Raw genomic sequence first — 23,781 nt, 5'->3', positions numbered from 1 at the left:
TTGATAATAAATGAAAAACTTAGTAATTAAGCCGTTTATCGATAAAGATACACAAATAGGGTATTCAGAAGGCGATGTGTACGAGTCAGAAGACCCGGAACGCATCGCTTTTTTACAAGAAGAAGGATTCCTTAAAGTAAAACAAGAGGATTCTGAAGAACCTCAACATGTAGGGGGTGGGTATTATCCACTACCTAATGGTGAAAAAATCAAAGGGAAAGAAGCTGCACTTGAAGCTTTAAAAGAACTGAAGCAAGTGGGTGAATAAATATGATGCTCGAAACGGTTAAGAAGGCATTACGCGTCTCACATGATGCTCTGGATGATGAAATTTCAGATTTAATTGAAGCAGCCCGGCACGACTTAATGTTGTCGGGCGTTTCTTCTACAAAAGCGAATGTGGACACTGATTCACTTATTAAACGAGCGATTATCACTTATACGAAAGCTAATTTCATTCCGGATGCAAAGGAAGCTGAGAGATTCCAATTATCATATAATATGCTCAAAAATCATCTAACATTAGCGGGTGATTACAAATGAACGATATTCTATTTTTTCCGGAATTCAAAACGGAAGAAGATGATTTAGGTCAAACAGAAGAAATTGAAATGTTTAGTAGACAAGTATTCTGTAGAAAAAAATCTGTCCCTCAATCAGAATTTTTCCAAGCGGGGCAGAATGGAATCAAATCTAGCTGTGTATTAATCATCCATTTGTTTGATTATCAAGAAGAAGTAAAAGTTAAATATGGTGAAAAAACATATAACATCTATCGCACATACGAAAGAGATGACGAAAAAATTGAGTTGTATTGTGAGGTCGATATTGGTGGCTAACATTAATGATTTTGCTAGTGAAATTACTAAAGAACTACAAAGGTACTCTAACTTAGTAGAAGAAGACATGGAAGTTGCAAAAGAAGAGGTTTCAGATAACCTTGTCCAGGAGTTGAAACAAGAAAGTCCTAAAAAAACAGGTAAGTATAGCAAAGGTTGGCGTAAGAAAAAAGATGGTAATTCGATCATTGTTTATAATGCTTTAAAGCCACAACTTACTCATTTGTTGGAGAAAGGACATGCAAAAGCTGGCGGTGGACGTGTACCACCAGCTAAAGTCCATATCGCTCCAGCTGAAGAAAAAGCGATAAATGACTTTACTGAACTTGTTGAAAGGGCGATTCAACAATGAATTTAATTGAATTAAAAAAGATTCTTGATGCTACAGGTTATCCTGTGGCCTATTCGCATTTCACAGCAACGCCAGGTAAGCCTGTACCAAAGCCACCTTATATTTGTTATCTTGTGGACGGCTCACCGAACATGATTGCTGATAACAAAGTACATCACAAAATAAACGATGTAACTATTGAACTTTACACAATTAAAAAGGATTTAGATGCTGAATCCAAGCTCGAACAAGTTTTAGATGATAATGAGATCCCTTATGAATCTTCTGAGGTTTTTATAGATTCCGAGAAATTATTTCAAAAAATATATGAAACGAGGTTGATATAAATGAATAAAGAAAATAAAGTCACATTTGGTTTGAAGAATGTACATTATGTCCCAATTGATATTCAAGATTTTTTAGTGAAATTTGGTACGCCAATTCCATTACCTGGTGGGGTTGAACTAACATTTGAACCACGTGGTGATTTAATTGAATTCTATGCAGATGACATGCTGTATTATGCGGCAAGTAATAACCAGGGTTACGATGGAACGTTGAGTATTGCTACTATCCCTGAACAATTCGCCATTGATGCGTTAGGAGAGCAATTAGATGAAACAGATGGTGTATTAAATGAATTAGCCGATGCGAAAGGAAAATCATTTGCATTACTATTTGAATTCGATGGCGATGTAAACGCGACTCGACATGTTATGTATAACTGTGCAGCAAGTCGTCCAACAATTGCATCTAAAACAAAAACAAATTCAGCTGAACCAAATACAAATGAATTGAAGTTTGTTTCTAGTCCAATCGTTTTAGCACCTGGTGGAAGACCGATGGTTAAAACAAAAACAACTTCCAAAACAACTCAAGCACTTTACGATAACTGGTACAAAGAAGTTTACGTTAAAAAACCAACAGTACCACAGGGGGCATAAATAGATGGAAAAGACAATCACAATTGATGGTAAACAGGTTCGATTAAAAGCTACAGCGGCAACAGTTAAACGATATAAAGCACAATTCAGACGTAATTTATTTGCAGATATGATGGGGTTAGGAGCGATTAATGCTTTAACTTCACCAGATGGGTCAGAACAACCTATTGATATGTCTAATGTTGATATAAGTAAAGTGGACTTTGAACTTATTTATGACTTGACTTGGTTATACGCTAAAACGGCTGATCCAAGCATTCCCGATCCTATGACGTGGCTGGATGAATTTGAAGAATTCCCTATTGAAGAAATCATGCGGGAAATCATGGAATTAGTTCAACTCACTATGGGAGCAAAAAAAAAATAACAGTAAATGATGAAGAGCAAGGAACTTTCAGTGATGAAGAATTAACCACTGATTTGTTCCTTGCTCTTTGTTATAAATCGAAATTAACACGTTGGGATTTAGAAGACATGACAATTGGCGATTGCTTTGATTATATTGCTGAATTTGCTGAAATGGAAAATCCAGATAAAGAAAAAGTAAGAAAAGCGAATCAAAAAGATTACGATTCTTTCTAAGAAATGAGGTGAAAATATGTCAGGAAGAATTAAAGGAATTACGGTTGAGATTGGCGGTAATACCGTTGGTTTACAAAACGCCTTAAAAGATGTTAATAAACGTAGCAATGATTTAGCAAAAGAGTTAAAAGATGTAGAACGTCTTTTGAAATTTGATCCTGGTAATGTAGAAGCATTAGCACAGAAGCAAAAATTACTTACTCAACAAATTGAAAATACAACTGAAAAACTAGATAAGTTAAAGGCAGCAGAACAACAAGTACAAGCTCAATTTCAAAATGGTAAGATTTCTGAAGAACAATACCGTGCATTCAGGCGTGAAATTGAATTTACAGAAGGGTCACTTAATGGTCTGAAAAATAAGCTTGGAAGCATGAAAGCTGAACAAGACAATGTAGCAAGTTCAACAAGGCAATTAGAAACATTATTTAGGGCTACAGGAAAAAGTGTTGATGATTTTGCAGGAGCGTTAGGAAATCGTCTTGTGAATGCAATTAAAAGCGGTACAGCTACAAGTAGACAGTTAGAACAAGCGATTGGAATTATCGGCCGAGAAGCATTAGGAACAGAAGCTGATATTGAGAAATTACAACGTGCGCTCAGATCTGTGGATGATGGGAACTCCATTCAACAAGTGCGAAATGAATTAAAAGATTTACAACAAGAAGCCCAAAGAACACAAAAGGAATTTAAAGAATTAGATATTGGTTTAGAAAATGTACTTGGGGCGATGGTTGCTGGTGGTGGTATTGCCGGAACCATTGAACAAGCATTGGATATGTCAAAGTTAAAAACGAAGATTGATATTACTTTTGATGTCCCTGAATCCTCAAAGAAATCTGTGGAGGAAGCTGTAAGGGGTATTACTGCTTATGGTGTGGATGCTGAAGCTTCTTTAGAAGGTGTACGTAGGCAGTGGGCATTAAATAAAGGCGTAAGTGATGAAGCGAATGCAGCAATCGTAAAGGGAGCAGCCGCAATTGCACAATCATATGAGGGTATTGATTTCACTGAATTAATACAGGAAACAAATGAAATTGGTAATGAACTAGGTATTTCACAAGAAGGTGCTCTTGGATTAACAAACGCCTTATTAAAAATGGGATTTCCACCTGAACAATTAGACATTATTGCTGAATATGGTGGGCAGCTTACACGGGCAGGATATAGTGCTGAAGAAGTACAAGCGATTATGGCAGCTGGGGTCGAAACAGGTACTTGGAACATTGATAATCTCTTAGATGGTTTGAAAGAGGGGCGTATTAAAGCGGCTGAATTCGGTCAAGGTGTCGATAAAGCGATGAAAGAAACCCTTGAAGGTACTAATATTTCAGCTGAACAATTGCAAAAGTGGGGTCAAGCTGTATCTAATGGCGGTAAAGAAGGTTCAGCAGCTATGACTGATATTGCTCTAGCATTATCACAAGTAGAAGATGAAACAAAGCGTAATGAATTAGGGGTAAAACTATTCGGTACAATGTATGAGGACCAGGGGCAAAACATCATTAATACATTGCTAGGAGCGAAAGAAAAAACAGTTGATTTTAAGAATAACCAAGATCAATTGAATGACTCCATAAAGAAAATGGATGCAAATCCAGCCGTAAAAATGCAAAAAGCTATGAATGATTTAAAAATGGCTCTTGAACCAGTGTTATCGGTTGTAGCTGATTTGGTATCTAAATTTTCTGAATGGGTTACTAATAATCCAGAATTGGCAGCAACATTAGCAACAATTGCTGTAGCCATCGGCATAATATCCGGTGCGATTATGGCACTTGCACCTATAGTTGTGACAGTCATGAGTATCTTTGGGATTGGAGCGGCTTTAGCCGCCGGAATTGTTGCTGCTATTCCCCTTATCGTAGCCGCTATAGCTGCCATAGGTTTTGCAATTTATCAAAACTGGGAATCCATAAAACAATGGACAATAGAAACCTGGAATTCTATTAAAGAATATTTAATAGAACTTTGGGATGGCATTGTTCAATCATCTAGTGAAGCTTGGAATTCATTTTTAGAAACAATGCATGCATTTTTTGATCCTATTGGTCAATTTTTTAGTGATTTATGGACAGGTATAGGTCAGATATGTAGTGATACATGGAATTCCATAGTTGAATTCTTTTCGGGGGCCTGGGCTTCATTCACAGAAATGATGCACAGTTTCTTTGATCCAATAGGCGAATTCTTTAGTAGTTTATGGTCCGGAATTGTTGAAACAGCTTCTTCCTGGTGGACATCTTTAGTTACAACGGCATCTGAATTGTGGGGGACACTAGTCCAATCTTGGCAAGATACTTGGAATACAATTCTTACTGTTTTAGATCCAATTATTTCAGCGGTTTCTACCGTATTAGAAGCAGGTTGGTTACTAATTCAAGCCGGGGTGCAAATTGCTTGGGCGGCAATCAGTCAATATATTATTCAACCAATCCAAGAAGCTTACAATTGGGTAAGTGGACAAATTGGCGAGTTAGTTAACTGGCTTAGTAAACAATGGGAAATAGCAAAGGCAGCAGCGCAAATTGGATGGGGTTTATTTAAACAATATATCATTCAACCCGTCCTAGACACTTGGAACTTTGTAAAAGAAAAATTTAGCGATTTAATATCTTGGTTAAGTTCAAAATGGGAACTTGCTAAATCATATACTCTTGCGGCTTGGAATTTGGTCAAACAGTATGTTATTCAACCTGTTCAAGACTTGTGGAATACAACCAAGCAAAAACTTGGAGATTTAGCAAATTGGATATTAGGAAATTGGGAAAAAATAAAATCTTATACACTTACTGCTTGGAATTTAATGAAGAAATACGTGATTGATCCGGTAACTGAAACGTATAATCAAGCCAAGCAAAAATTTACCGACTTATATAATTCCGCGAGAGAAAAATTTGATTCTGTGAAAAGTGCAGCGCAAGAAAAGTTTGAAGCTGCAAAACGATTTATTATTGATCCAATAAGAGATGCGGTTGGCAAAGTAGAAGAATTTATTGGGAAGATTAAGGGATTCTTTACTAATCTGAAGTTAAAAATTCCAAAGCCTGAAATGCCACCTCTTCCACACTTCAGTTTACAAACAAGTACGAAAAACGTTTTAGGAAAAGATGTTACTTATCCATCTGGAATCAATATTGATTGGCGCGCTAAAGGTGGTATCTTCACTAAACCAACTATATTTGGAATGAATGGTGGAAACTTGCAAGGTGCTGGTGAAGCTGGGGATGAAGCGGTTCTACCTTTAAATAAAAAGACACTTGGAGACATTGGTGCTGGGATTGCTAAAACCATGACTGGGACTATCGGATCTATGAGTCAATTAACGAGTGATATGAGTCGCATGATGGATAGTTCTATGAGCCAGTTATCAGGATTAAAAACTGTTATGAGTGGTGTTTATGGCAGTATGGCTAATAGTAAGCAGTCTATGAGTAGCGGTATTGCAAACCAAACATTCAATTATTCACCTGGTCAATCTGGTGTTAATGGAGCGATACCAACACAGGGTGGTGATTTAGTAATTGAAGTTCCTGTTACTTTGGAAGGACGAGATGTAGCGCGTGGTACTTATAGATATACAACCGAGTATCAAGATAGAGAAACAGTAAGAAACTCAGCCTTTTAGGTTTGGGTTTCTTTTATTTTATAAAGAAAAGAGGTGTTAACATGAGTTCTTTTACATTTAACAATCAACGTAAAGTTTTTATTCAAATTGAAAAAGGATGGAAAAGACCTACATGGGCACCATTGAAAAGGAATTTTCTAAGTGTTCCAGGTTATCCAGGGGCAAGATTATTAAACACACAAACTGACATCCGTGTTCTTTCGATTCCTGTTGGAATTATAGTTCCTGATGGTGGCGACTTAGAACTATTAAAAGAAGAAATAGCAGATTGGTTAATTACAGAACAACCAGTAGAACTTATTTTCGATGTAGAGCCAAATAGAACTTATTTAGCAATTGTGGATGAAAGTTTTGATCCAGATGAATTCGTCACTCTGGGTAAAGGAATTCTTAAATTTATTTGCCCAATGCCTTATAAGTTAGGGGCAGTACAAACAAAACAATTCGCTAATAACGTCGATGGTAATTTTCAAGCAGATATTGAAAACAAAGGTACTGTAGAAACGACTCCAGTTATCGATATTGTAACAGGTATTCAAAGCCCTTTTTTAGACGTTTGGAACGGCGATGACTATTTCAGACTTGGTTATCCTACAGGGATTAAAACTAAGGTTGTGAAACAAAATGAGCGTCTTATATGGGACGAAATGAAAAGTTTAGCTACTTGGACTGCTGTGACTGGACAAATAGGAATTTACAAAAGTTCAGGATCTATGAAAGTGTGGCAAGGATATGCTTTTACACCTGACTCATACGGAACAGGAGCAACTGATGAATGGCATGGCCCTTTTATGAAGAGAACTATTCCTAATACAGGGGGCGTTATTCAAGATTTCAGACTTGATGTGCAAATGAACTTCCAGTCTGAACACTGGAACAGAATGGGGAAAACTGTAGTAATGCTTTTAGACGCTAATGATAATGTGATAGTTGAGTTAGCAATGGCTGATGAGTATATGAGCCATGAAATGACAACAGCACAAGCAATTATTGATTCAGGAGGTTCCAGAAAGTGGATTACTGATGAGATGGGAATGCAATCTGATACTTTTAACGACTTTAGAGGACATGTTTCAGTAGCTCGCAGGGGCAAAGAATGGAGTTTCTATTTTGCTAAATATCGTAAAAATACTGAGATAGATGATGCTAGTTTTGTTCGTACATGGAGAGATGGGTCTGACAGTAATCCTATGACAGCTAGACCAGTAGCAAAGATAGCTGTAGGGTGTATTGCTTATGGTGATAATCCACCTGCTGATATTGCATTTATTGAAGATGTTAAGTTTTGGAAAATAAACACTTTGAATGTAGACGAAACGCCTTATATATTCGATGTTGGTGACAAAATTCAAATAGATACAGAAAGATCCTTAGTAACAATCAACGGAACGAATGCAATTGCATTAAAAGATATATTCAGTTCATTCCCTGTTGTAAAGCGAGGGCAAAATAAAATTATTGTACGCCCTTTAAATATAGGAACTGCGCAAATAACATATAGGGAGCGATTTAGATGAGGACACCAAGTGGGAACTTACATGTTGTTGATTTTAAAACAAGTCAAATCGTTTCAGTTATACAGCCAAAAGACTATTGGGATGATAAACGCCATTGGGAAATTAAGAATAATATCGATACATTAGAGTTTAAAGTATTTGAGAATACAGATCATGCATCCACACTTGTCCAGCAAAACTTAGTATTAAAAGAAGTTCGTGGAGGTAGAATCGTTCCTTACGTCATTACAGAAGCAGAAAAAGATTCTGATGATAGGTCATTAATGGTTTATGCATCTGGTGAATGGATTCAGCTTGCTAAAGCAGGAATTATTGAACCACAAAAAATGGAAAGTAAAACATTGAAACAATGTATGGAAATAGCCCTTAAAGGGACGAAGTGGGAAATAGGTAAAACAGAACATGATGGAGCACATTCAATAGTAATTGAAGAGTTTATTGATCCATTGAATTTATTGAAAAAAATTGCTGCTTCTTTTGAATTAGAAATCCAATACCGCGCTGAAGTTAGGGGCTCGCAAATTGTTGGCCGTTATGTTGATATGGTTAAGAAAAGAGGACGAGATACAAGAAAAGAAGTAACGTTTGGTAAAGACTTGATAGGGATTAAACGTATTGAAAACTCTCAAAATATTTGTACCGCCTTATTAGGTTATGTGCAAAAAGAAAATGGAGAATTCATTACGATCTCAGAAATAAATAATGGTGTTCCTTATCTTGTGGATGATGCAGCTTTTCAGCGGTGGAATGAAAACGGAAAACATAAATTCGCTTTCTATACTCCACAAACAGAAGATCAAGATATGTCTCCAGAGAGACTTTTAACTCTGATGAAAACGGAAATGGGTAAACTTGTTAATACTTCGGTTTCATATGAAGTTCAAGCTCAAAGTATAGGGCAGGTATTTGGACTAGCACATGAATTAATCAATGAAGGGGATACAATCCGAATTATAGATACAGGTTTTACCCCTAAGTTATATCTTGAAGCTCGTGCTATTGCTGGTGATGAATCATTTAAAGATCCTACACAAGATAAATATGTGTTTGGTGATTATCGAGAGATTATTGATTCGAGTGAAGAATTGCGTAAAATGTATCAAAAAATGCTTTCGATGATTCAAGATAAAGTCTCTAAAGAGTGGTTTGATGCTTTAGAAGAAAAAGTTACAGAATCAAATAATAAAGTAGATACAGCAGTAGAGGAATCACAAGCTGCAAAAGATTTAGCGAATGCTACAAAAGATTATATGGATCAAAACATGGTAGATATCATAGATAGTGTTGATTCTCCTAACGCTAATCTTAAACCTAATAAAACATTATGGCGTGATATTAGTGGTGGTAGACCTGGTATTTTAAAGATATGGACAGGCACGATATGGGAAACCGTTGTTCCGGATGTTGAAGAAGTTAAAAGGGAACTTGAGCTTACTAACGATAAATTATTGTCTAAAATTTCGGGTAAACAGATGGAAGATTATATCGGTGGATTAGGAAGTACAAACATTTTTATAAATTCCGCGTTTGAAGATAGAGAAATAAATGCAAGTACCGGAATAATCACAAATAGAACACCGAGTATAAAAAAGTGGACCCCAAATGCTACAGGAGCAAATAAAACGATTACAGCCGAATCAGAAAAAAATCATGATGGATATAACTCGTGTAAATTATCTGCTACAGGTTTAAGTGCTAATAATTGGATGACAGTATCACAAACAATCCCTGTTACAGGCGGATCAGGAAGTTATGTATTGTCAGCTTGGTTTTATGCAGATGATTTAGAGTCTCTGGACCAAGGGTGTTACTTGGAAATCGGTTTCTTTAATGGAACTACACGAGTTATAAATAAAATAACTGAAGCTAAGCCGTTAATGACTGCTGGATCATGGAAATTTATATCAGTCGTGCTCGATGCTCCATCATCTGGAATAACAAGTATAAAGGGTTATATAACACTTAGACGTAACGGTACTATTTGGGTGTCGCAGCCGCAATTACAACAAGGCGCAAATCCTTCTACATTCATGGAGAACCCTAAAGACATGGGAAACTATGAGCAAATGATTGACGAGATTGCTAAGAAAGTAGCTACCTCTGAATACAATCAGAAAGTGACTACAATGCAGACCGCTATTGACCAAAACACGAAATCTATTGAGTTGAAGGCGGTAAAAGAAGAGGTTTACACGAAAGAGCAAGCTAATGGGGTTTTTGGAGATAAAGCTACGGTTGAGCGTCATGAAGCTTCTATCAAGACACAAGCCGAGCAAATTGACTTACGAGTCCAAAAGGGTGATATAGCTTCTACAATTAACCAAACAGCTCAATCTGTATTAATTCAAGCTGGAAAGATTTATCTTGATGGTTTTATTGAAGCAAAACACTTGAAAGCTCAAGAGCTTGTCGGTGTAACTATAAAGACAGCTCCTAACGGACAACAACGCTATGTAAAGTTAAATCAGCAGAATATTGAGCTGTATGATAAAGATACGGTACGTGCTGAATTTAGATTCTTTAATAAATCAGACGGAACTGCTATAAACCCTACGCTTACTCTAGGTAGATCTGTAAGTGGTGGAATCGTAGGAGCTCTTAATCTAACTCAATGGACACCTATAAACGCTCAAGGCGTAGATAACTACCAAAATGCTCAAGCTACTATAGGAATGGTAGAGCAGTACAACTCTAATAGCAATGAATTTACTTACGGATCTAGAATCAACTTCTTCCAAGGCGGAGCGATGGATCTAAAAGCAAATGATAACTTGATAATCAATGCTTCTCAGAAGGGCTATATCTGGTTGAAGACTGATTCTATAGGGACTAACACAGATATATTTATAGAGCCGTCTAAAGATTTCAAAGTTACAGCAGGAAACAATACAGTGATCAACTCTAAAGGTTATTTTGATTCTACATCAGAATCTGGAAGACATTACTTTGGTAAAAAAGACAAACCTTCAACTCAAAACCACATGCAACTATATGACAATAATTCAGACGCTGATTTAAGTCTTGCCTTTTTGAGATTACGTGCTAGCCATGTAACAGGTTATACAAGTGGTTTTCAAATAAAAAACGCAACTGGTGACGAATTTAGGGACTTAGAAGCTCGTAACATCAAATGTGTGTCTTTACAGCAAACATCTACAAGACTTATCAAAACAGGTATTAAAGATGTAGAAATTAGTCCTTTAGAAAAAATTATGGGATTGAAAACTCAGCAATATTATTTCAAGTCTGATATGGATAAGTTATACAAAATGAGAGAAGACAGAGTGGAAGGCGATCCACTACCGACAATCGCAGACATTCCTTTACAATATGGTTTTATAGCTGAGGACTCTGACATCGTATTTACTACAGATGACAAAACTGCCATTAATCTATACCCTGTAGTTGCTCTAACTGTTGATTCTGTACAACATATTAAGCTGACTCAGGATGAGCATGGTACGAGAATTACTAAATTAGAAGTGGAACTTGAAGTGCAAAAACTCGAGAAAGTTGAACAAGATAAACGAATTGTAGCACTAGAAGAATTGGTTCAAAAAATGATAAATGGAGCGCCAACAACTGAAAATACAACGCAAACAGAGCAGCCATAAGCTGGTCTTTTTTTATTGCAAAAAAAGGGGTGGTCAATGTGGAAGGAATACAAGAAGTAAGAAGCGATGTTCAAGAAATCAAGCAAGATATCAAGGATATTCGTTTAGAAATTAAAACTTTAGAGATGCGAACAACAGGTAACGAAAAAGACATTATCAATATCAATAAACAGTTAGATAAAATTAGCGCCAATACTACCTGGATTTTACGCCTTATTGTTGGTGGTATTATAGGCGCAGCGCTCACTTTCTTAATGAAAGGAGGTGGTATGTAATGTTTGAAATTACTGTAATGATTGGAATTGTAATTGGTTTTTCACAGATTGTAAAAACAATCGGATTACAAACAAAATATGTTCCGTTATTGAATTTAACGCTTGGCATTGTGCTAGGCGTTTTATTTTTGGACGGAGATATCAAAGCAAATGTATTTCAAGGAATCATCATTGGACTGTGAGCAAGTGGATTATTTGACCACACAAAAATTATGAAAAAGGATGCTGATGCTAAATGAAAAAGACAATGAAACATATTACCTCGATCCTTATGATTCTAGTACTTGCTAGCTCTTTTGCTACAAGTGCTTTTGCTGATAGAACACTTATTATTCCTGATTTACCGAAACAACCATACCGTAATGGTGTAGGTGCTTATGAGGGCGTTGTAGCACATTCTACAGCAACTCCTGAAGCGCCAGCTATCAATATCCAAAAATATGAGTCTCGTACATGGAGAAACGCATTCGTTCATTATGCAGTAGATTGGAATGAAACAATCCAAATTGCTGACACAAAATACATCGCTTATGGTGGTGGACCTTCTGCTAATAAACGCTTTGTACATGTTGAACTTTGCGAAACAGCTGATTACGATAAATTCAAACGTAGCTATGATAAATACGTGAAATTACTAGCTAAAATCCTACGTGACCGTGGTTTATCTGTAGAAAAAGGATTATGGACTCACTACGATGTTACAAAGTACCTTGGCGGTACAGACCATGAAGATCCACTTGATTACTTACGTAGTCATGGCGTATCAGAAGCTCAATTCCGAGCTGATGTGCAACGTGCATACAATAATTCTAGTGTTGAAGTTTCCGTTCCAGATAAACCATCTAAACCAGCAGAAGTGCCAACTGCAAATGTTGAAGGAGTTGCATACATTCAAGGTAATAATATAAATCTACGTAAAGGCCCGAATGCAAGCTATTCTGTTATTCGTCAACTAAACAAACCAGAAGCATACCAAGTTTGGGGCGAAAAAGATGGATGGCTAAACCTTGGTGGGAATCAGTGGGTATATAACAACCCTTCTTATATCAAATTTGAGAAGAAGGAGCTAGTTAATCCGATTGTAGGAAAGCGTGTCGTTTCTAAAGTAGACAACCTACGTTTCTATGATTCTGCTTCCTGGGCAGATAAAGATGTTGCTGGCACTTTAGATGCAGGGTTAGGTTTTACAATCGATGCGAAAGTAACTGTCAATGGATCAACACAATACAAAGTACACAATTCGAAAGGGAATACGTACTATATTACGGCTAGTGATGCGTATGTGAATGTTCGTTAATTTAACGAAAAAAGACCGCCTTTTACGGGCGGTCTTTTTTTATTAAGTGTTTTTTAATGCTTGTTTTATCGTTTTAACTGTTTGTTCAAGCCATTCTAATGGTGTTATTTCTAATCCTTCAAAATATATCCCATCTGCAGAAAACTGTATGTACTCATTTTTTTCTTTATCACTATAATCACTTTGAATAAATTCAGCTAGAAAAATAATAGCGTCTTGTAAATATTCCGTACTTTCTTCTTCAAGTAACTCTTGGAGTGCTTCTTCGTAAAATGTATCTTGATGAAATGTTGCTGCTAAGAACTGATAAACCGGATCTTCTGGATTTTTTTTTAATAGCATATATTTCTTTCCTCCTATTAGTCAACTGGATAACCTGTTAAAATGAAATTTCCATTGCCGTCTTTTTTTAAGACAATTTTGGCATTTTTCATATCATGAGCTGTTGTAGACCCTCTCCGTACTCCACGCCCAATAATATCATTATTATAATAATCCAATGCTATCGTAGAACGGCTTCGGGGATTATTTAACCAATCTCTAATAATTCGTTGGTTATTAGGGTCACTGAGGGTAGCATTAGCTACTTTCTCAGCTGTAGCCCTATCAGTGAAAGTTGATGACCCTGTTATTCTAGAATCATTCTGTAATCTTTGCAACAACTCTGCATCTGTTTTTCCAATGTGTTTCTTGATTAAGTGGCCACGTTTTTGGCTACCTTTTGTCTCATGGGCATTTAACCCTCCTCCAGGAGCTAACGGACTAGTATCTCCTGGTTTTATAGCATTAGTATTAGTATTTCCACTAGAATTAGCGAACTGATAAGTTGATAGTTTTTCTTCAGCTTCAAAAGCAGTAGAATCAAAACTAGACTTTAAGTTAAGTCCATTGGTATCGGCAAAAGCAAGTCGATTTTCTATACTTAAATTATCAACCCAATTTGTAACAGTTTGTTGTATACGTGGTACTTTGACTTCCTTTACTTTTGCATATCTGGCTCCTTTTAACACTTTTGTGATTTTACCAATACCTTTATCACCAATTAGTCCTACTCCTATTCCTGTTAGGGCATAACTAAACCATATTACAGCATCTTCAAAATCACCATTTTTTACATTCTTAATATATGAATCTGAAAGGACATTGTACATGGTTCTAAGGGTATTAAAAGGGTGCGATGCAGCATACCTCATATCTTCCCACGTTTCCTTGTCTCCCAATGCTTTAAAATCTTCTATTCCGTCTCTAACAGCTCGTCCAGAACCGACACGTACACCTTCATCAAGCTGGTCTAATATAGTCTTGTCATTCTTCATGAAATCAGATTGACCAAGTTCTTCAACACCTTGACTGGAAAACCGTTCTGCTTCACGCTTTGCTATAATTTCTTGAATAGAAGTTGTCCACTCCATATTCAATCCCTGTGTACTAAATGTACCACTAGCAGGACTAAAACCTTTCCCACTTTGGACTTCAGCAAGACCCGTCGCAATGCTAGCGGCTAATTGCATTGCTGTATTATAGTTATTACTAGATGTTTGGTTGAACTGATACAAATGATCTAACTTTTCTTGAAGCTTGCGCCTCATGGCAATAAAAAGATTCGTCATAGCGTCCATACCCGGGATTGGCATAGCTTGACTGATGGCTTCCATACTTGCCTTCATTCGGTCAATTTCTCGAATTTGTTCTAATATTTCTTGTTCAATTACATCAGTTGAAGCTACCTGTGATTGAAATTGACTTGGAAAGGCATCATTCTGACGAATTAGTTCTTCACACAAGTAAATAATCCCTTGGGCTAAGGGACGGAAGGTTTGTGCGAAGAATGCTTTTGCACTATCGTAAGTTTGCCCTTGTAGAACAGTATCGCTTGTAAAAGCGTCAATCGACTGAATCGCTTGTTCCATACCTTGAATGGTAGCGGTACATACAGCGTTCATGCTTTGAGTTTGGTTCTGGACTTCCCCTAGATACATATTTAAACTCATAAATGATCCCCCTTAATAAGTAAATATTACCAGTCTAAGGGGAATGCTGTAAATATTACATTCCCATAAATTCTTTATCAAAGTAGAACTTGTCCATTAGGTTATTTATAATCCCGTTGAAATAAGCGAATTTACCCTTCTTCATTTTTGCTCCAGATTTAATTTTCATAACAAACTCTTTGATGGCTTGTAAGCCGATAGCAAGCTCCTGGTCTTTAGTGAATGCTTTATCACCAGTAGAGAAGTTTGTAACTTTATTACACTGTCTTACGACCTTCCACAGTTCTTGAATCGTTTTAGATTCACTGTAAAAAGAGCTAGTTAAAGAAATAAAACGTTCTGGTACCCAGTGAGCAACAAAATCAGCTTCTTTAATTTTTTCTTCAGGTGTAGTGATATTCTCATTACTATTACGTTTGTTTTTATCTTTTATATTTTGTTTTAAGGAAACAGGGGTTGTTTTAATGGTAGGACACTTTGTAGGACTTTTTACCACTACCTTGTCGGACACTTCTTCCACAATTGGTTGAATGATAATAGCATTAGAAGTTTGAAGCATATCTTTTGTACGCTTCATTGCTACTTGTTTAACCATCTCTAGATCCACAAGTTTCTTCATTAAACGTTGTACAGTTTTATATGAAACTTCCATCATATTTGCAATTGAATTTTTGCATAGGAAACTAACGCCTACATATTTGCAGCTGTGACGTTTTAAAATTTCAAGTAATGTAATGAGTTTAGATTGTACGTCGGTACGTTTAATAGACATACGAATAGTGTCTCTGTATGTACGAATAGTTTTATTCATTTCTTCCAATTCTATAAATGATGATAAGTTGTGGAAGGATTCTTTATTTGCGACAACATCGATACGTTCTTTCATTTATATATGTCTCCTTTGTGGAAACAAAAAAGCAACGTAGCCATTTTGTGACAAACGTTGCTTAATAGACCCTACATGATATAAAATAATTCATGAGGGTACAGCAAGTGTTTGCCTAGTGCGATTAGGCAGACGGTATAAGAGTGTTGGTAGCACTACTTATACACGTTGTGCTCTTTTGTTTTTAATTTTTCGTATTTGCGAGAACTTTACATGTTTATATTTGAATACGAAAAATCAAGTTATACATAGGCAAACGATTTTTATTGGAAGTTTAAATACATCGATTGTGCACCCAAGGGAAGTTTTTAAAGAAGCGTTCCGTCGGGCGGCAGCCTCTATTATATGTCTTCATAACCATCCCTCAGGAGATCCGGCGCCGAGCCGTGAAGATATTGAAGTTACAAAACGACTAGTAGAATGTGGTCGAATTATTGGAATTGAAGTGCTTGATCATATCATAATAGGTGACCATAAATTCGTGAGTTTAAAGGAAAAAGGTCATATTTAAGACTATTCTTTTTACCTATTTTGTTTTATAATGTGATTTATGAGTTTTTTGTAGAAAATTATCTACAAGAAGGATACAGATATAAAAAACGTACTGTTTTTATAAATATAAAGTAAGAAAAATGAGTCCGTGAAAATAAGAAGGGAAGATAAATGATATGTTTGGATTTGGTGGATTTACTCGCGATCTTGGAATTGACTTAGGAACAGCGAACACGCTTGTATATGTGAAAGGAAAAGGTGTAGTTTTACGTGAACCTTCAGTAGTAGCATTACAAACTGATACGAAACAAATCGTTGCGGTAGGTAGCGATGCAAAACAAATGATTGGTCGTACACCAGGAAACGTAGTGGCACTTCGCCCTATGAAAGATGGTGTAATTGCTGATTATGAAACAACAGCAACAATGATGAAATACTACATTCAACAAGCTCAAAAATCAAATGGATTCTTCTCACGTAAACCATACGTAATGGTATGTGTACCATCTGGTATTACAGCTGTAGAAAGACGTGCGGTAATCGATGCGACTCGTCAAGCTGGTGCTCGTGATGCTTATCCAATCGAAGAACCATTTGCAGCAGCAATTGGTGCAAACTTACCTGTTTGGGAGCCGACTGGTAGTATGGTTGTTGATATCGGTGGTGGTACAACAGAAGTTGCAATTATTTCTTTAGGTGGTATTGTAACAAGTCAATCAGTTCGTGTTGCTGGTGATGATATGGACGATTCAATCATTCAGTACATTAAGAAGAGCTATAACTTAATGATCGGTGAAAGAACAGCAGAAGCACTAAAATTAGAAATCGGTTCTGCGGGCGAGCCAGAAGGTATCGAGCCTATGGAAATTCGCGGTCGTGATTTAGTAAGTGGTTTACCAAAAACAGTACTAATTCAACCAGAAGAAATTGCAGATGCATTAAAAGATACAGTAGATGCAATCGTAGAATCAGTTAAAAATACGTTAGAAAAAACTCCACCTGAATTAGCAGCGGATATTATGGACCGTGGTATCGTATTAACAGGTGGCGGGGCATTACTACGTAACTTAGATAAGGTTATTAGTGAAGAAACAAATATGCCAGTTCTTGTTGCAGAGAACCCATTAGACTGCGTAGCAATTGGAACGGGTAAAGCATTAGACAATATCGATCTTTTCAAAACTGCTGCTCGATAATATTGCAAAATAAAAATCAATGAAATTAAGAGGGTGTGAACGTGCCACAGTTTTTCTTAAACAAAAGATTAATTGTTTTGTTAGTTAGTATTATTCTTCTCGTGGCATTGATTGGAATCTCATTGAAAGAACGGAACAGTTTAACATGGCCAGAGCAGTTTATAAAAGATACTGTTGGTGTTGTAGAACGTGTATTCCAAAAGCCAGCGAATTATGTTGCCGGATTCTTCGAAAACGTAGAAGATGTAAAGCGCACGTATGAAGAGAATAAAGAATTAAAAGCAAAATTAGATAATTATGCAGACCTATCAGGAAAAGTAAAACAATTAGAAGATGATAAAAAGAAACTACAAGAGTTAACTGGTAAAACAGAGCTAATGAGCGATTATACTGAAATTCCAGCTACTGTTGTTTCTCGTAATCCAGATAAATGGTACGATTTAATTGGAATTGATAAAGGGGCACAGCAAGGAATTAAAAAAGATATGGCTGTAATAACTTCACAAGGTTTAGTTGGACGAGTGAAAAGTGTATCTCAGTTTACATCATCAGTAGAGTTGTTAAGTTCTATGAGTCGAACAAACCGTGTTTCTGCTATTGTACAAGGACAAGAAAAAATCTTTGGATTGATTGAAGGCTACGATAAAGAAAAACAATTGCTTCTTTTCACAAAGATTGGCTCAGATGCACCGGTAGCAAAAGATCAACTAGTTGTAACATCTGGACTTGGTGATATTTTCCCGAAAGGTCTTGTAATTGGAAAAATCGTTGATGTTCAGCCAGATCCATACGGTTTAACAAAAACAGCTTATGTAAAACCTGCTGCTGATTTAAATGACGTGGAGCATATTACGGTTGCTAAACGTGAGACGCCTTCGGCGCCGTTAGAATAGGAGGGGAAGAAGAGATGATGAAGATTTTAAAAAGAGCAGCTCTTCCTCTTTTGCTCCTTTTTGTTTTTTTATTTGAAAACATGTTCTCTACTGTTGTTCCAACCGAAGTTTTTTGGAAAGACAGTATAGCAGCACCGCATTTCTTTATAATTGTGTTATGTTTTATTACAGTGTATAATAGTCCGATTCAGGGGATCTACTACGGACTATTATTTGGTTTCTTATTTGATACCGTATACACAGAACTGGTCGGAATATATATATTTGCTTATCCGATTGTAGCTTATTTAGTTTATAGTGCGATGAAGGTATTGCAATTGAATTTATTTATTGTTGTTTCTATCGTATTAGCTAGCATTGCAGCATTAGAGTATTATGTGTATGGGTTTTTAACTTTGTTAGGACGTACTCACATGTCAGCGTCTGTCTTTTTCACAGATCGTCTCCTTGCTACTTTATTGCTAAATGGAATTTTCTTATTAATAGTTTGTTTCCCACTTAGACGATATTTAGTGCGTCTTTCAAAAGCGATGGAAGAAAAAGAAAAAAGGATTTTCTAATTTTATGTCGAATTGAATCGGTGGGGTGAACTTTAGTGGAAGAAAAAAAGCAACAAAATGTAACGATAAAAGGGACAAAAGATGGAATAATACTTCATTTAGATGATTGCTGTTCATTCTCTGAACTACTAAAAGAATTGGATGAAAAACTTTCTACACATTACTATGAGGGTGACGGACGTTCTTTAATTGAAGTGCGTGTTAAAGTAGGAAATCGCTATTTAACAGAAGTACAACAAGAAGAGATTCGTACGTTAATTCGCAATAAGAAGAACCTTGTTGTGGAATCAATTGAAAGTGATGTTATAACAAAAGCAGAAGCAATAGCTTGGAAAGAAGAAACAGAAATTGTCCCTATTTCCAAAATTGTTCGCTCTGGACAAGTGTTACATGTAAAAGGGAATTTATTATTAATTGGAGATGTTAATCCAGGCGGAACGGTTATCGCTGGGGGGAATATTTTTGTCGTGGGATCATTAAGAGGAATTGCACATGCGGGGTATGATGGAGATTCAGAAGCTGTTATTGCTGCATCTATTATGAACCCTATGCAACTCCGAATTAGTGATGTGACAATGCGGGCTCCGGAAGAGAAAGAAGACGGAGCGGAGGCGGCAGAATGTGCGTACATTAATGAGAACAATCACATTGTTGTCGATCGCCTGCAACTTCTCACTCATCTTAGACCTAATTTAACAAAGTTAGAAAGGGGAATTGTATAGCTGTGGGAGAGGCAATAGTAATTACATCTGGAAAAGGCGGAGTAGGTAAAACTACAACGTCTGCGAACATTGGTACAGCCCTTGCGTTATCTGGAAAAAAAGTGTGTTTAATTGATACAGATATCGGTTTACGCAATTTAGACGTAGTAATGGGGCTGGAAAATCGTATTGTATTTGATCTTGTTGATGTCGTTGAAGGGCGTTGTCGTTTACCTCAGGCTCTTATTAAAGATAAGCGTTTTGATGATCTTTATTTATTACCTGCAGCACAAACGAGCGATAAATCGGCGGTAACACCTGAACAAATGGATGAATTAATACAAGTATTACGTCAAGATTATGATTACATATTAATTGATTGTCCTGCGGGGATTGAGCAGGGATTTAAAAATGCTGTAGCAGGTGCGGATAAAGCAATCGTTGTAACAACACCAGAAGTATCCTCAATGCGTGATGCGGATCGTATTATCGGGCTTTTAGAGAAAGAGGATATTGAACCACCGAAACTTGTCATTAACCGTGTGCGTAGTCATATGCTTCATGAACAGGATATGTTAGATGTTGATGAAATTGTACGTACATTGTCAATCGAGCTTCTTGGAGTTGTCGAGGATGATGATGAAGTTATTCGTGCTACGAATACAGGTGAGCCTGTAGCGTTGCAACCGAGCGGGAAAGCAGCAATAGCTTATCGTAATATCGCAAGACGCTTATTAGGTGAGAATGTACCATTACAAGCATTTGAACAAGAAAAAGTATCGGTATTTACAAAGATGAAAAATTTCTTTGGAATCCGTTAAAAGCACTTCGCATAAATGCGGAGTGCTTTCTTTTTTCTTCGCATGAATATCTTCCTTCTATAACTCATACATATGTACAAACTGTATATAACTGTTTCTATTTGAATAAGGCTAACGAAAGAAAGGAGACAGTATGAAGAATAGACGTGTGGAAGAAATTAAAAAGCGGATTGCGAAAAGGAAAGCAGAACAAGAAAGGATGGAGGAAGAGCGGTATTTTGCGGGAGGAGATTTTGATAGCGAAACGGTCTTTATTGAAGAGGGGGAGAAGGGAATTCATCCTCTATTTCGAAAAGAAGTTTTTCTCTTCAAAGTTTTGCTATCAGCAATATTAGTTCTTTCAGTTGCTATTTTATTTAAGAACGCACCTTCTTCTTTTGATGGTACTAGAGCTGTTACAGAAAAAGTTATGCAAGAAGAATTTCAATTTGCTACTATATCGAAATGGTATGAAAAACAGTTTGGAAAACCTCTCGTGTTCTTTTCTCCAAATGAGAAAAAAGAAGAGGCTATTCAGCAAAAGGATTATGCGATTCCTGCCTCTGGAAAGGTGATGCAAGGATTTCAAAAAAATGGTCAAGGTGTATTTGTTCAAACGGCTACAAATGCAACGGTGGAGTCAGTAAATGAAGGTATAGTTGTTTTTGCGGGCAAGAAAGAGGAACTTGGAAATACAGTTCAGATTCAGCACGCTGATGGCACGGAGTCTTGGTACGGAAATTTAAACGATATGTCAGTGAAGTTATATGATTACGTTTCGAAAAAACAAAAAATCGGAACGGTGAATAGTGATGAAAATAATAAAAACGGTAAATTTTATTTTGCGATGAAAAAGAATGAAAAATTTATTGATCCTATTCAGGTGATTTCATTTGATTAAATATAGAGATGTTTTAACGAAAATTACAGTACATCCATTGTTTTGGGTTATTATCGTTATTGGTATTTTTACAGCACGTTTTAAAGAGTTACTATTACTATTTTGTATCGTTTTAGTTCATGAACTAGGGCATGCTTTTGCCGCTGTATATTATAATTGGCGTATTAAACAAATTCAGCTTTTGCCGTTTGGTGGCGTGGTTGAAATGGAAGAGCATGGGAATAAATCATTAAAAGAAGAATTAATTGTTGTTATAGCTGGGCCGATTCAGCATATATGGATGATTGCGGTCGCTTATGTTTTGTATCAAACGGGATGGGTAACTGATGATTTGTACCATTTCTTTGTATGGAATAATGTCATTATTTTAGGGTTTAATTTATTGCCTATTTGGCCACTTGATGGCGGAAAAGTATTATTTAATGTATTATCATATCGTTTTCCTTATTTACAAGCACATGAAAAGATGATGAAATTGTCATGTGTTTTTTTTAGTGTAATATTAGGATGGCAGTTACTTTGGAATAGTAATAACATTATGATGTGGGTATTACTCGTTTTTCTAGCGATTTCTTTATATCAAGAATGGAAACAAAGACGTTACGCATTTATGCGTTTTTTATTAGAACGTTATTATGGGAATAAAAGAGATATTGAAAAGATTGCATCTATTGAGGTGAACACAGAAGATCGCTTGTATACGATTTTCACAAAATTTCGTAGAGGATATAAACACTCTATTATCGTCCATGGAAAATATAAAGAGCATTACACATTGGACGAAAATGAATTGTTGTATGCGTATTTTGCTGAAAAACGAACAACCTCATCTGTTGAAGAATTAATTGGTTAGTGTTGACGATGACACTAACCTTTTATATTGTAAGGAAAAGAAGTGAAAAGTGAGGAAAGAATTTTGAAGACGTTATATATTAATTATACTGGTTCGGAAAAGCGTGTTGCGATAGAAGAGAAGCAAAAAGTTGTCGAGCTTTTATGGAAACGGAATGAAGAGCAGGAAATTGTCGGACATATTTATGTTGGCCGTATCGTAAGAACAATTGCTGGAATGAACGCAGCCTTTGTAAATATCGGGTTAGAGAAACATGCATATCTTTCATACGATGATGTACCATCTTCATATCGCGTACATGAAGGACAGGCGATACTTGTACAAGTTGTGAAAGAGGCAATTGATACGAAAGGGCCAAAATTAACGGCGAAGATAGAATTTACTGGGAAGTATGTCGTTTATATGCCATATGATGAAATGCGCGCTGTTTCTCGGAAAATAAAAAATAATAAAAGAAGACAACAGTTACTCGAAATTGAAGTGGAAGGAACGGGTGGATACATTTTCCGTTCTGCTTCTGAAAAAGGGACAATCGATGAAATACAAGCTGAAATGCAAGGGCTGCAGCAGTTATATGAAGAAGTAAAAAGAAAAGAAGATCAAGGGAAGGCGCCTTTGCTACTTCATCGACCAGCGACGTTTTTAGATCGTGTATTCCAGGAGAACCCAATTGAAACGATTGAAAAAGTAGTTGTAGATACGAGAAGTGTAGTGAAAGAATTAGAAGAAAAAGTAGGTAAAGAAAGAGTAACCTTTTATAATGAAAAATCTTCGATGTTTAATCATTTTGGAATAGAGCGTGAAATCGAGAAAGCACTTCAAAAAATTGTGTGGCTACCAAATGGTGCCTATCTAATTGTGGAACAAATGGAGACGATGACTGTAATTGATGTGAATACGGGTAAGTTTACTGGAAAACAAAATTTACAAGATACGGTACTTCGCACAAATGAAATGGCTGCCGAAGAGATTGCACGTCAATTAAGACTCCGTGATATTGGTGGTATGATATTAATTGATTTTATTAATATGAAAAGACGGGAAGATAAAGAGAAGGTAAGAGAGCGTTTAATGATAGCTTTACAAGATGATCGTACATATACGAGAGCGCTTGGATTTACGGAATTAGGAATTTTAGAAATGACGCGTAAGCGCAAGAAACATTCGTTACGTGACGTATTATTAGAAGAGTGTGCGCCTTGTAAAGCGACAGGTTACGTTATATCTAATGAAACAATTGCGTATGAGCTAGAGAGAGAGCTTATTACTTATGGTAATATAGAGGATGAAGCTGTATTGATTGGTGCTTCAAAAAAAGTACAAAAAATATTTTTACAAAAAGAATTACAAAAAAATATTCCATTTGAAATTTATTTCAAAGATGATATTATCGAAAAATACGCTATTATCCGTTTTGGAAGTAAGAAAGAAATTGTAGAACGGAAAAAATAGTTAGCAGAACATTCATTGACAATAGGCAA

Annotated in this window: 26 protein-coding genes; 23 read left to right on the top strand and 3 right to left on the bottom strand. The window is 36.3% G+C overall.

Translation table 11 applies throughout. The annotated features are described in order from the left end of the window. The first annotated feature begins 10 nt into the window (after positions 1–10). Genes QUF93_RS23485 through QUF93_RS23420 form a run of 14 tightly spaced genes read left to right on the top strand, consistent with a single transcriptional unit; the run spans position 11 to position 13,027 of the window. On the top strand, positions 11–268 hold the full coding sequence (locus QUF93_RS23485; protein ID WP_078176358.1) for a hypothetical protein: 258 nt from the start codon (positions 11–13) through the stop codon (positions 266–268). A gap of 2 nt (positions 269–270) precedes the next feature. After that, on the top strand, positions 271–543 hold the full coding sequence (locus QUF93_RS23480) for a head-tail connector protein (RefSeq protein ID WP_289375834.1): 273 nt from the start codon (positions 271–273) through the stop codon (positions 541–543). Continuing rightward, a complete protein-coding gene (locus QUF93_RS23475) occupies positions 540–839 on the top strand; it encodes a phage head closure protein (protein ID WP_078176360.1) in 300 nt (99 codons plus the stop codon). The genes QUF93_RS23480 and QUF93_RS23475 overlap by 4 nt, the downstream gene beginning before the upstream one ends. Beyond that, on the top strand, positions 832–1,191 hold the full coding sequence (locus QUF93_RS23470; RefSeq protein ID WP_078176361.1) for an HK97 gp10 family phage protein: 360 nt from the start codon (positions 832–834) through the stop codon (positions 1,189–1,191). Before QUF93_RS23475 ends, QUF93_RS23470 begins: the two co-directional genes overlap by 8 nt. Beyond that, the gene (locus QUF93_RS23465) at positions 1,188–1,517 is read left to right on the top strand and encodes a hypothetical protein (protein ID WP_078176362.1); all 330 of its coding nucleotides are present in this window, start codon (positions 1,188–1,190) and stop codon (positions 1,515–1,517) included. Before QUF93_RS23470 ends, QUF93_RS23465 begins: the two co-directional genes overlap by 4 nt. After that, positions 1,518–2,114: a major tail protein gene (locus QUF93_RS23460; protein ID WP_078176363.1), complete on the top strand. Its 597-nt coding sequence runs from the start codon at positions 1,518–1,520 to the stop codon at positions 2,112–2,114. 4 nt (positions 2,115–2,118) lie between these two features. Beyond that, positions 2,119–2,481 (top strand): hypothetical protein, encoded by a 363-nt coding sequence (locus QUF93_RS23455; protein WP_078176364.1) that lies wholly within the window; start codon positions 2,119–2,121, stop codon positions 2,479–2,481. Between the two features lie 53 nt (positions 2,482–2,534). Beyond that, positions 2,535–2,696: a hypothetical protein gene (locus QUF93_RS23450; protein ID WP_100248424.1), complete on the top strand. Its 162-nt coding sequence runs from the start codon at positions 2,535–2,537 to the stop codon at positions 2,694–2,696. 16 nt (positions 2,697–2,712) lie between these two features. Beyond that, positions 2,713–6,324, top strand: coding sequence for a phage tail tape measure protein (locus tag QUF93_RS23445; protein WP_289375829.1), 3,612 nt, complete (start codon positions 2,713–2,715; stop codon positions 6,322–6,324). A gap of 41 nt (positions 6,325–6,365) precedes the next feature. Next, the gene (locus tag QUF93_RS23440; RefSeq protein WP_078176366.1) at positions 6,366–7,841 is read left to right on the top strand and encodes a distal tail protein Dit; all 1,476 of its coding nucleotides are present in this window, start codon (positions 6,366–6,368) and stop codon (positions 7,839–7,841) included. Next, positions 7,838–11,455: a phage tail spike protein gene (locus tag QUF93_RS23435; protein WP_078176367.1), complete on the top strand. Its 3,618-nt coding sequence runs from the start codon at positions 7,838–7,840 to the stop codon at positions 11,453–11,455. Before QUF93_RS23440 ends, QUF93_RS23435 begins: the two co-directional genes overlap by 4 nt. A gap of 38 nt (positions 11,456–11,493) precedes the next feature. Then, positions 11,494–11,730 (top strand): hemolysin XhlA family protein, encoded by a 237-nt coding sequence (locus tag QUF93_RS23430; protein WP_078176368.1) that lies wholly within the window; start codon positions 11,494–11,496, stop codon positions 11,728–11,730. Beyond that, the gene (locus QUF93_RS23425; protein ID WP_078176369.1) at positions 11,730–11,912 is read left to right on the top strand and encodes a holin; all 183 of its coding nucleotides are present in this window, start codon (positions 11,730–11,732) and stop codon (positions 11,910–11,912) included. The genes QUF93_RS23430 and QUF93_RS23425 overlap by 1 nt, the downstream gene beginning before the upstream one ends. Positions 11,913–11,965: 53 nt before the next feature. Beyond that, positions 11,966–13,027 (top strand): N-acetylmuramoyl-L-alanine amidase, encoded by a 1,062-nt coding sequence (locus tag QUF93_RS23420; RefSeq protein ID WP_289375826.1) that lies wholly within the window; start codon positions 11,966–11,968, stop codon positions 13,025–13,027. A gap of 42 nt (positions 13,028–13,069) precedes the next feature. On the opposite strand, the gene QUF93_RS23415 is transcribed toward QUF93_RS23420, so the two are convergent. Genes QUF93_RS23415 through QUF93_RS23405 form a run of 3 tightly spaced genes read right to left on the bottom strand, consistent with a single transcriptional unit; the run spans position 13,070 to position 15,904 of the window. Then, complete coding sequence (locus tag QUF93_RS23415; protein ID WP_078176371.1) at positions 13,070–13,369, bottom strand: contact-dependent growth inhibition system immunity protein; 300 nt, start codon at positions 13,367–13,369, stop codon at positions 13,070–13,072. Positions 13,370–13,386: 17 nt separating this feature from the next. Further along, positions 13,387–15,018 (bottom strand): RNase A-like domain-containing protein, encoded by a 1,632-nt coding sequence (locus QUF93_RS23410; RefSeq protein ID WP_078176372.1) that lies wholly within the window; start codon positions 15,016–15,018, stop codon positions 13,387–13,389. 55 nt (positions 15,019–15,073) lie between these two features. Further along, entirely contained in the window at positions 15,074–15,904 is an 831-nt protein-coding gene (locus tag QUF93_RS23405) for a cytosolic protein (protein ID WP_078176373.1), read from the bottom strand. A 178-nt stretch (positions 15,905–16,082) separates the two neighbouring features. Between QUF93_RS23405 and radC the strand changes: the two genes are divergently transcribed. The 9 genes from radC to QUF93_RS23360 all read left to right on the top strand — a co-directional run bounded on the left by radC (position 16,083) and on the right by QUF93_RS23360 (position 23,752). Beyond that, positions 16,083–16,415: a RadC family protein gene (radC, locus tag QUF93_RS23400; protein WP_016100577.1), complete on the top strand. Its 333-nt coding sequence runs from the start codon at positions 16,083–16,085 to the stop codon at positions 16,413–16,415. Positions 16,416–16,572: 157 nt separating this feature from the next. Further along, a complete protein-coding gene (gene mreB, locus QUF93_RS23395; protein WP_000466738.1) occupies positions 16,573–17,592 on the top strand; it encodes a cell shape-determining protein MreB in 1,020 nt (339 codons plus the stop codon). Between the two features lie 41 nt (positions 17,593–17,633). Beyond that, the gene (gene mreC / locus QUF93_RS23390; protein ID WP_128280832.1) at positions 17,634–18,485 is read left to right on the top strand and encodes a rod shape-determining protein MreC; all 852 of its coding nucleotides are present in this window, start codon (positions 17,634–17,636) and stop codon (positions 18,483–18,485) included. A 14-nt stretch (positions 18,486–18,499) separates the two neighbouring features. Further along, positions 18,500–19,045 (top strand): rod shape-determining protein MreD, encoded by a 546-nt coding sequence (gene mreD, locus QUF93_RS23385; RefSeq protein ID WP_289360344.1) that lies wholly within the window; start codon positions 18,500–18,502, stop codon positions 19,043–19,045. A 35-nt stretch (positions 19,046–19,080) separates the two neighbouring features. After that, a complete protein-coding gene (gene minC / locus QUF93_RS23380; protein WP_002122778.1) occupies positions 19,081–19,767 on the top strand; it encodes a septum site-determining protein MinC in 687 nt (228 codons plus the stop codon). Between the two features lie 2 nt (positions 19,768–19,769). Further along, positions 19,770–20,567, top strand: coding sequence for a septum site-determining protein MinD (minD, locus tag QUF93_RS23375; protein WP_000503308.1), 798 nt, complete (start codon positions 19,770–19,772; stop codon positions 20,565–20,567). Positions 20,568–20,700: 133 nt separating this feature from the next. Further along, complete coding sequence (locus QUF93_RS23370; protein WP_002122777.1) at positions 20,701–21,447, top strand: M23 family metallopeptidase; 747 nt, start codon at positions 20,701–20,703, stop codon at positions 21,445–21,447. Further along, positions 21,440–22,300, top strand: a complete 861-nt coding sequence (locus QUF93_RS23365) for a M50 family metallopeptidase (protein ID WP_289360342.1) — start codon at positions 21,440–21,442, stop codon at positions 22,298–22,300. The genes QUF93_RS23370 and QUF93_RS23365 overlap by 8 nt, the downstream gene beginning before the upstream one ends. A 63-nt stretch (positions 22,301–22,363) precedes the next feature. Then, entirely contained in the window at positions 22,364–23,752 is a 1,389-nt protein-coding gene (locus QUF93_RS23360) for an Rne/Rng family ribonuclease (RefSeq protein WP_289360341.1), read from the top strand. Positions 23,753–23,781 lie beyond the last annotated feature (29 nt).

This window comes from Bacillus hominis (assembly GCF_030348325.1).
GTDB lineage: Bacteria > Bacillota > Bacilli > Bacillales > Bacillaceae_G > Bacillus_A > Bacillus_A hominis.
Note: the sequence above shows the minus strand (reverse complement) of the source record. Positions and strands in the feature narration are given on the sequence as shown.

What these genes read in the sequence shown, in the direction of transcription:
- QUF93_RS23445 (WP_289375829.1), top strand. Translation starts at nt 2,713, where the DNA reads ATGTCAGGAAGAATTAAAGGAATTACGGTTGAGATTGGCGGTAATACC.
- mreD (WP_289360344.1), top strand. Translation starts at nt 18,500, where the DNA reads ATGATGAAGATTTTAAAAAGAGCAGCTCTTCCTCTTTTGCTCCTTTTT.
- QUF93_RS23370 (WP_002122777.1), top strand. Translation starts at nt 20,701, where the DNA reads ATGAAGAATAGACGTGTGGAAGAAATTAAAAAGCGGATTGCGAAAAGG.
- QUF93_RS23465 (WP_078176362.1), top strand. Translation starts at nt 1,188, where the DNA reads ATGAATTTAATTGAATTAAAAAAGATTCTTGATGCTACAGGTTATCCT.
- QUF93_RS23460 (WP_078176363.1), top strand. Translation starts at nt 1,518, where the DNA reads ATGAATAAAGAAAATAAAGTCACATTTGGTTTGAAGAATGTACATTAT.
- mreB (WP_000466738.1), top strand. Translation starts at nt 16,573, where the DNA reads ATGTTTGGATTTGGTGGATTTACTCGCGATCTTGGAATTGACTTAGGA.
- QUF93_RS23435 (WP_078176367.1), top strand. Translation starts at nt 7,838, where the DNA reads ATGAGGACACCAAGTGGGAACTTACATGTTGTTGATTTTAAAACAAGT.
- QUF93_RS23415 (WP_078176371.1), bottom strand. Translation starts at nt 13,369, where the DNA reads ATGCTATTAAAAAAAAATCCAGAAGATCCGGTTTATCAGTTCTTAGCA.
- QUF93_RS23405 (WP_078176373.1), bottom strand. Translation starts at nt 15,904, where the DNA reads ATGAAAGAACGTATCGATGTTGTCGCAAATAAAGAATCCTTCCACAAC.
- QUF93_RS23440 (WP_078176366.1), top strand. Translation starts at nt 6,366, where the DNA reads ATGAGTTCTTTTACATTTAACAATCAACGTAAAGTTTTTATTCAAATT.
- QUF93_RS23475 (WP_078176360.1), top strand. Translation starts at nt 540, where the DNA reads ATGAACGATATTCTATTTTTTCCGGAATTCAAAACGGAAGAAGATGAT.
- QUF93_RS23410 (WP_078176372.1), bottom strand. Translation starts at nt 15,018, where the DNA reads ATGAGTTTAAATATGTATCTAGGGGAAGTCCAGAACCAAACTCAAAGC.
- QUF93_RS23485 (WP_078176358.1), top strand. Translation starts at nt 11, where the DNA reads ATGAAAAACTTAGTAATTAAGCCGTTTATCGATAAAGATACACAAATA.
- QUF93_RS23425 (WP_078176369.1), top strand. Translation starts at nt 11,730, where the DNA reads ATGTTTGAAATTACTGTAATGATTGGAATTGTAATTGGTTTTTCACAG.
- QUF93_RS23420 (WP_289375826.1), top strand. Translation starts at nt 11,966, where the DNA reads ATGAAAAAGACAATGAAACATATTACCTCGATCCTTATGATTCTAGTA.
- QUF93_RS23480 (WP_289375834.1), top strand. Translation starts at nt 271, where the DNA reads ATGATGCTCGAAACGGTTAAGAAGGCATTACGCGTCTCACATGATGCT.
- QUF93_RS23455 (WP_078176364.1), top strand. Translation starts at nt 2,119, where the DNA reads ATGGAAAAGACAATCACAATTGATGGTAAACAGGTTCGATTAAAAGCT.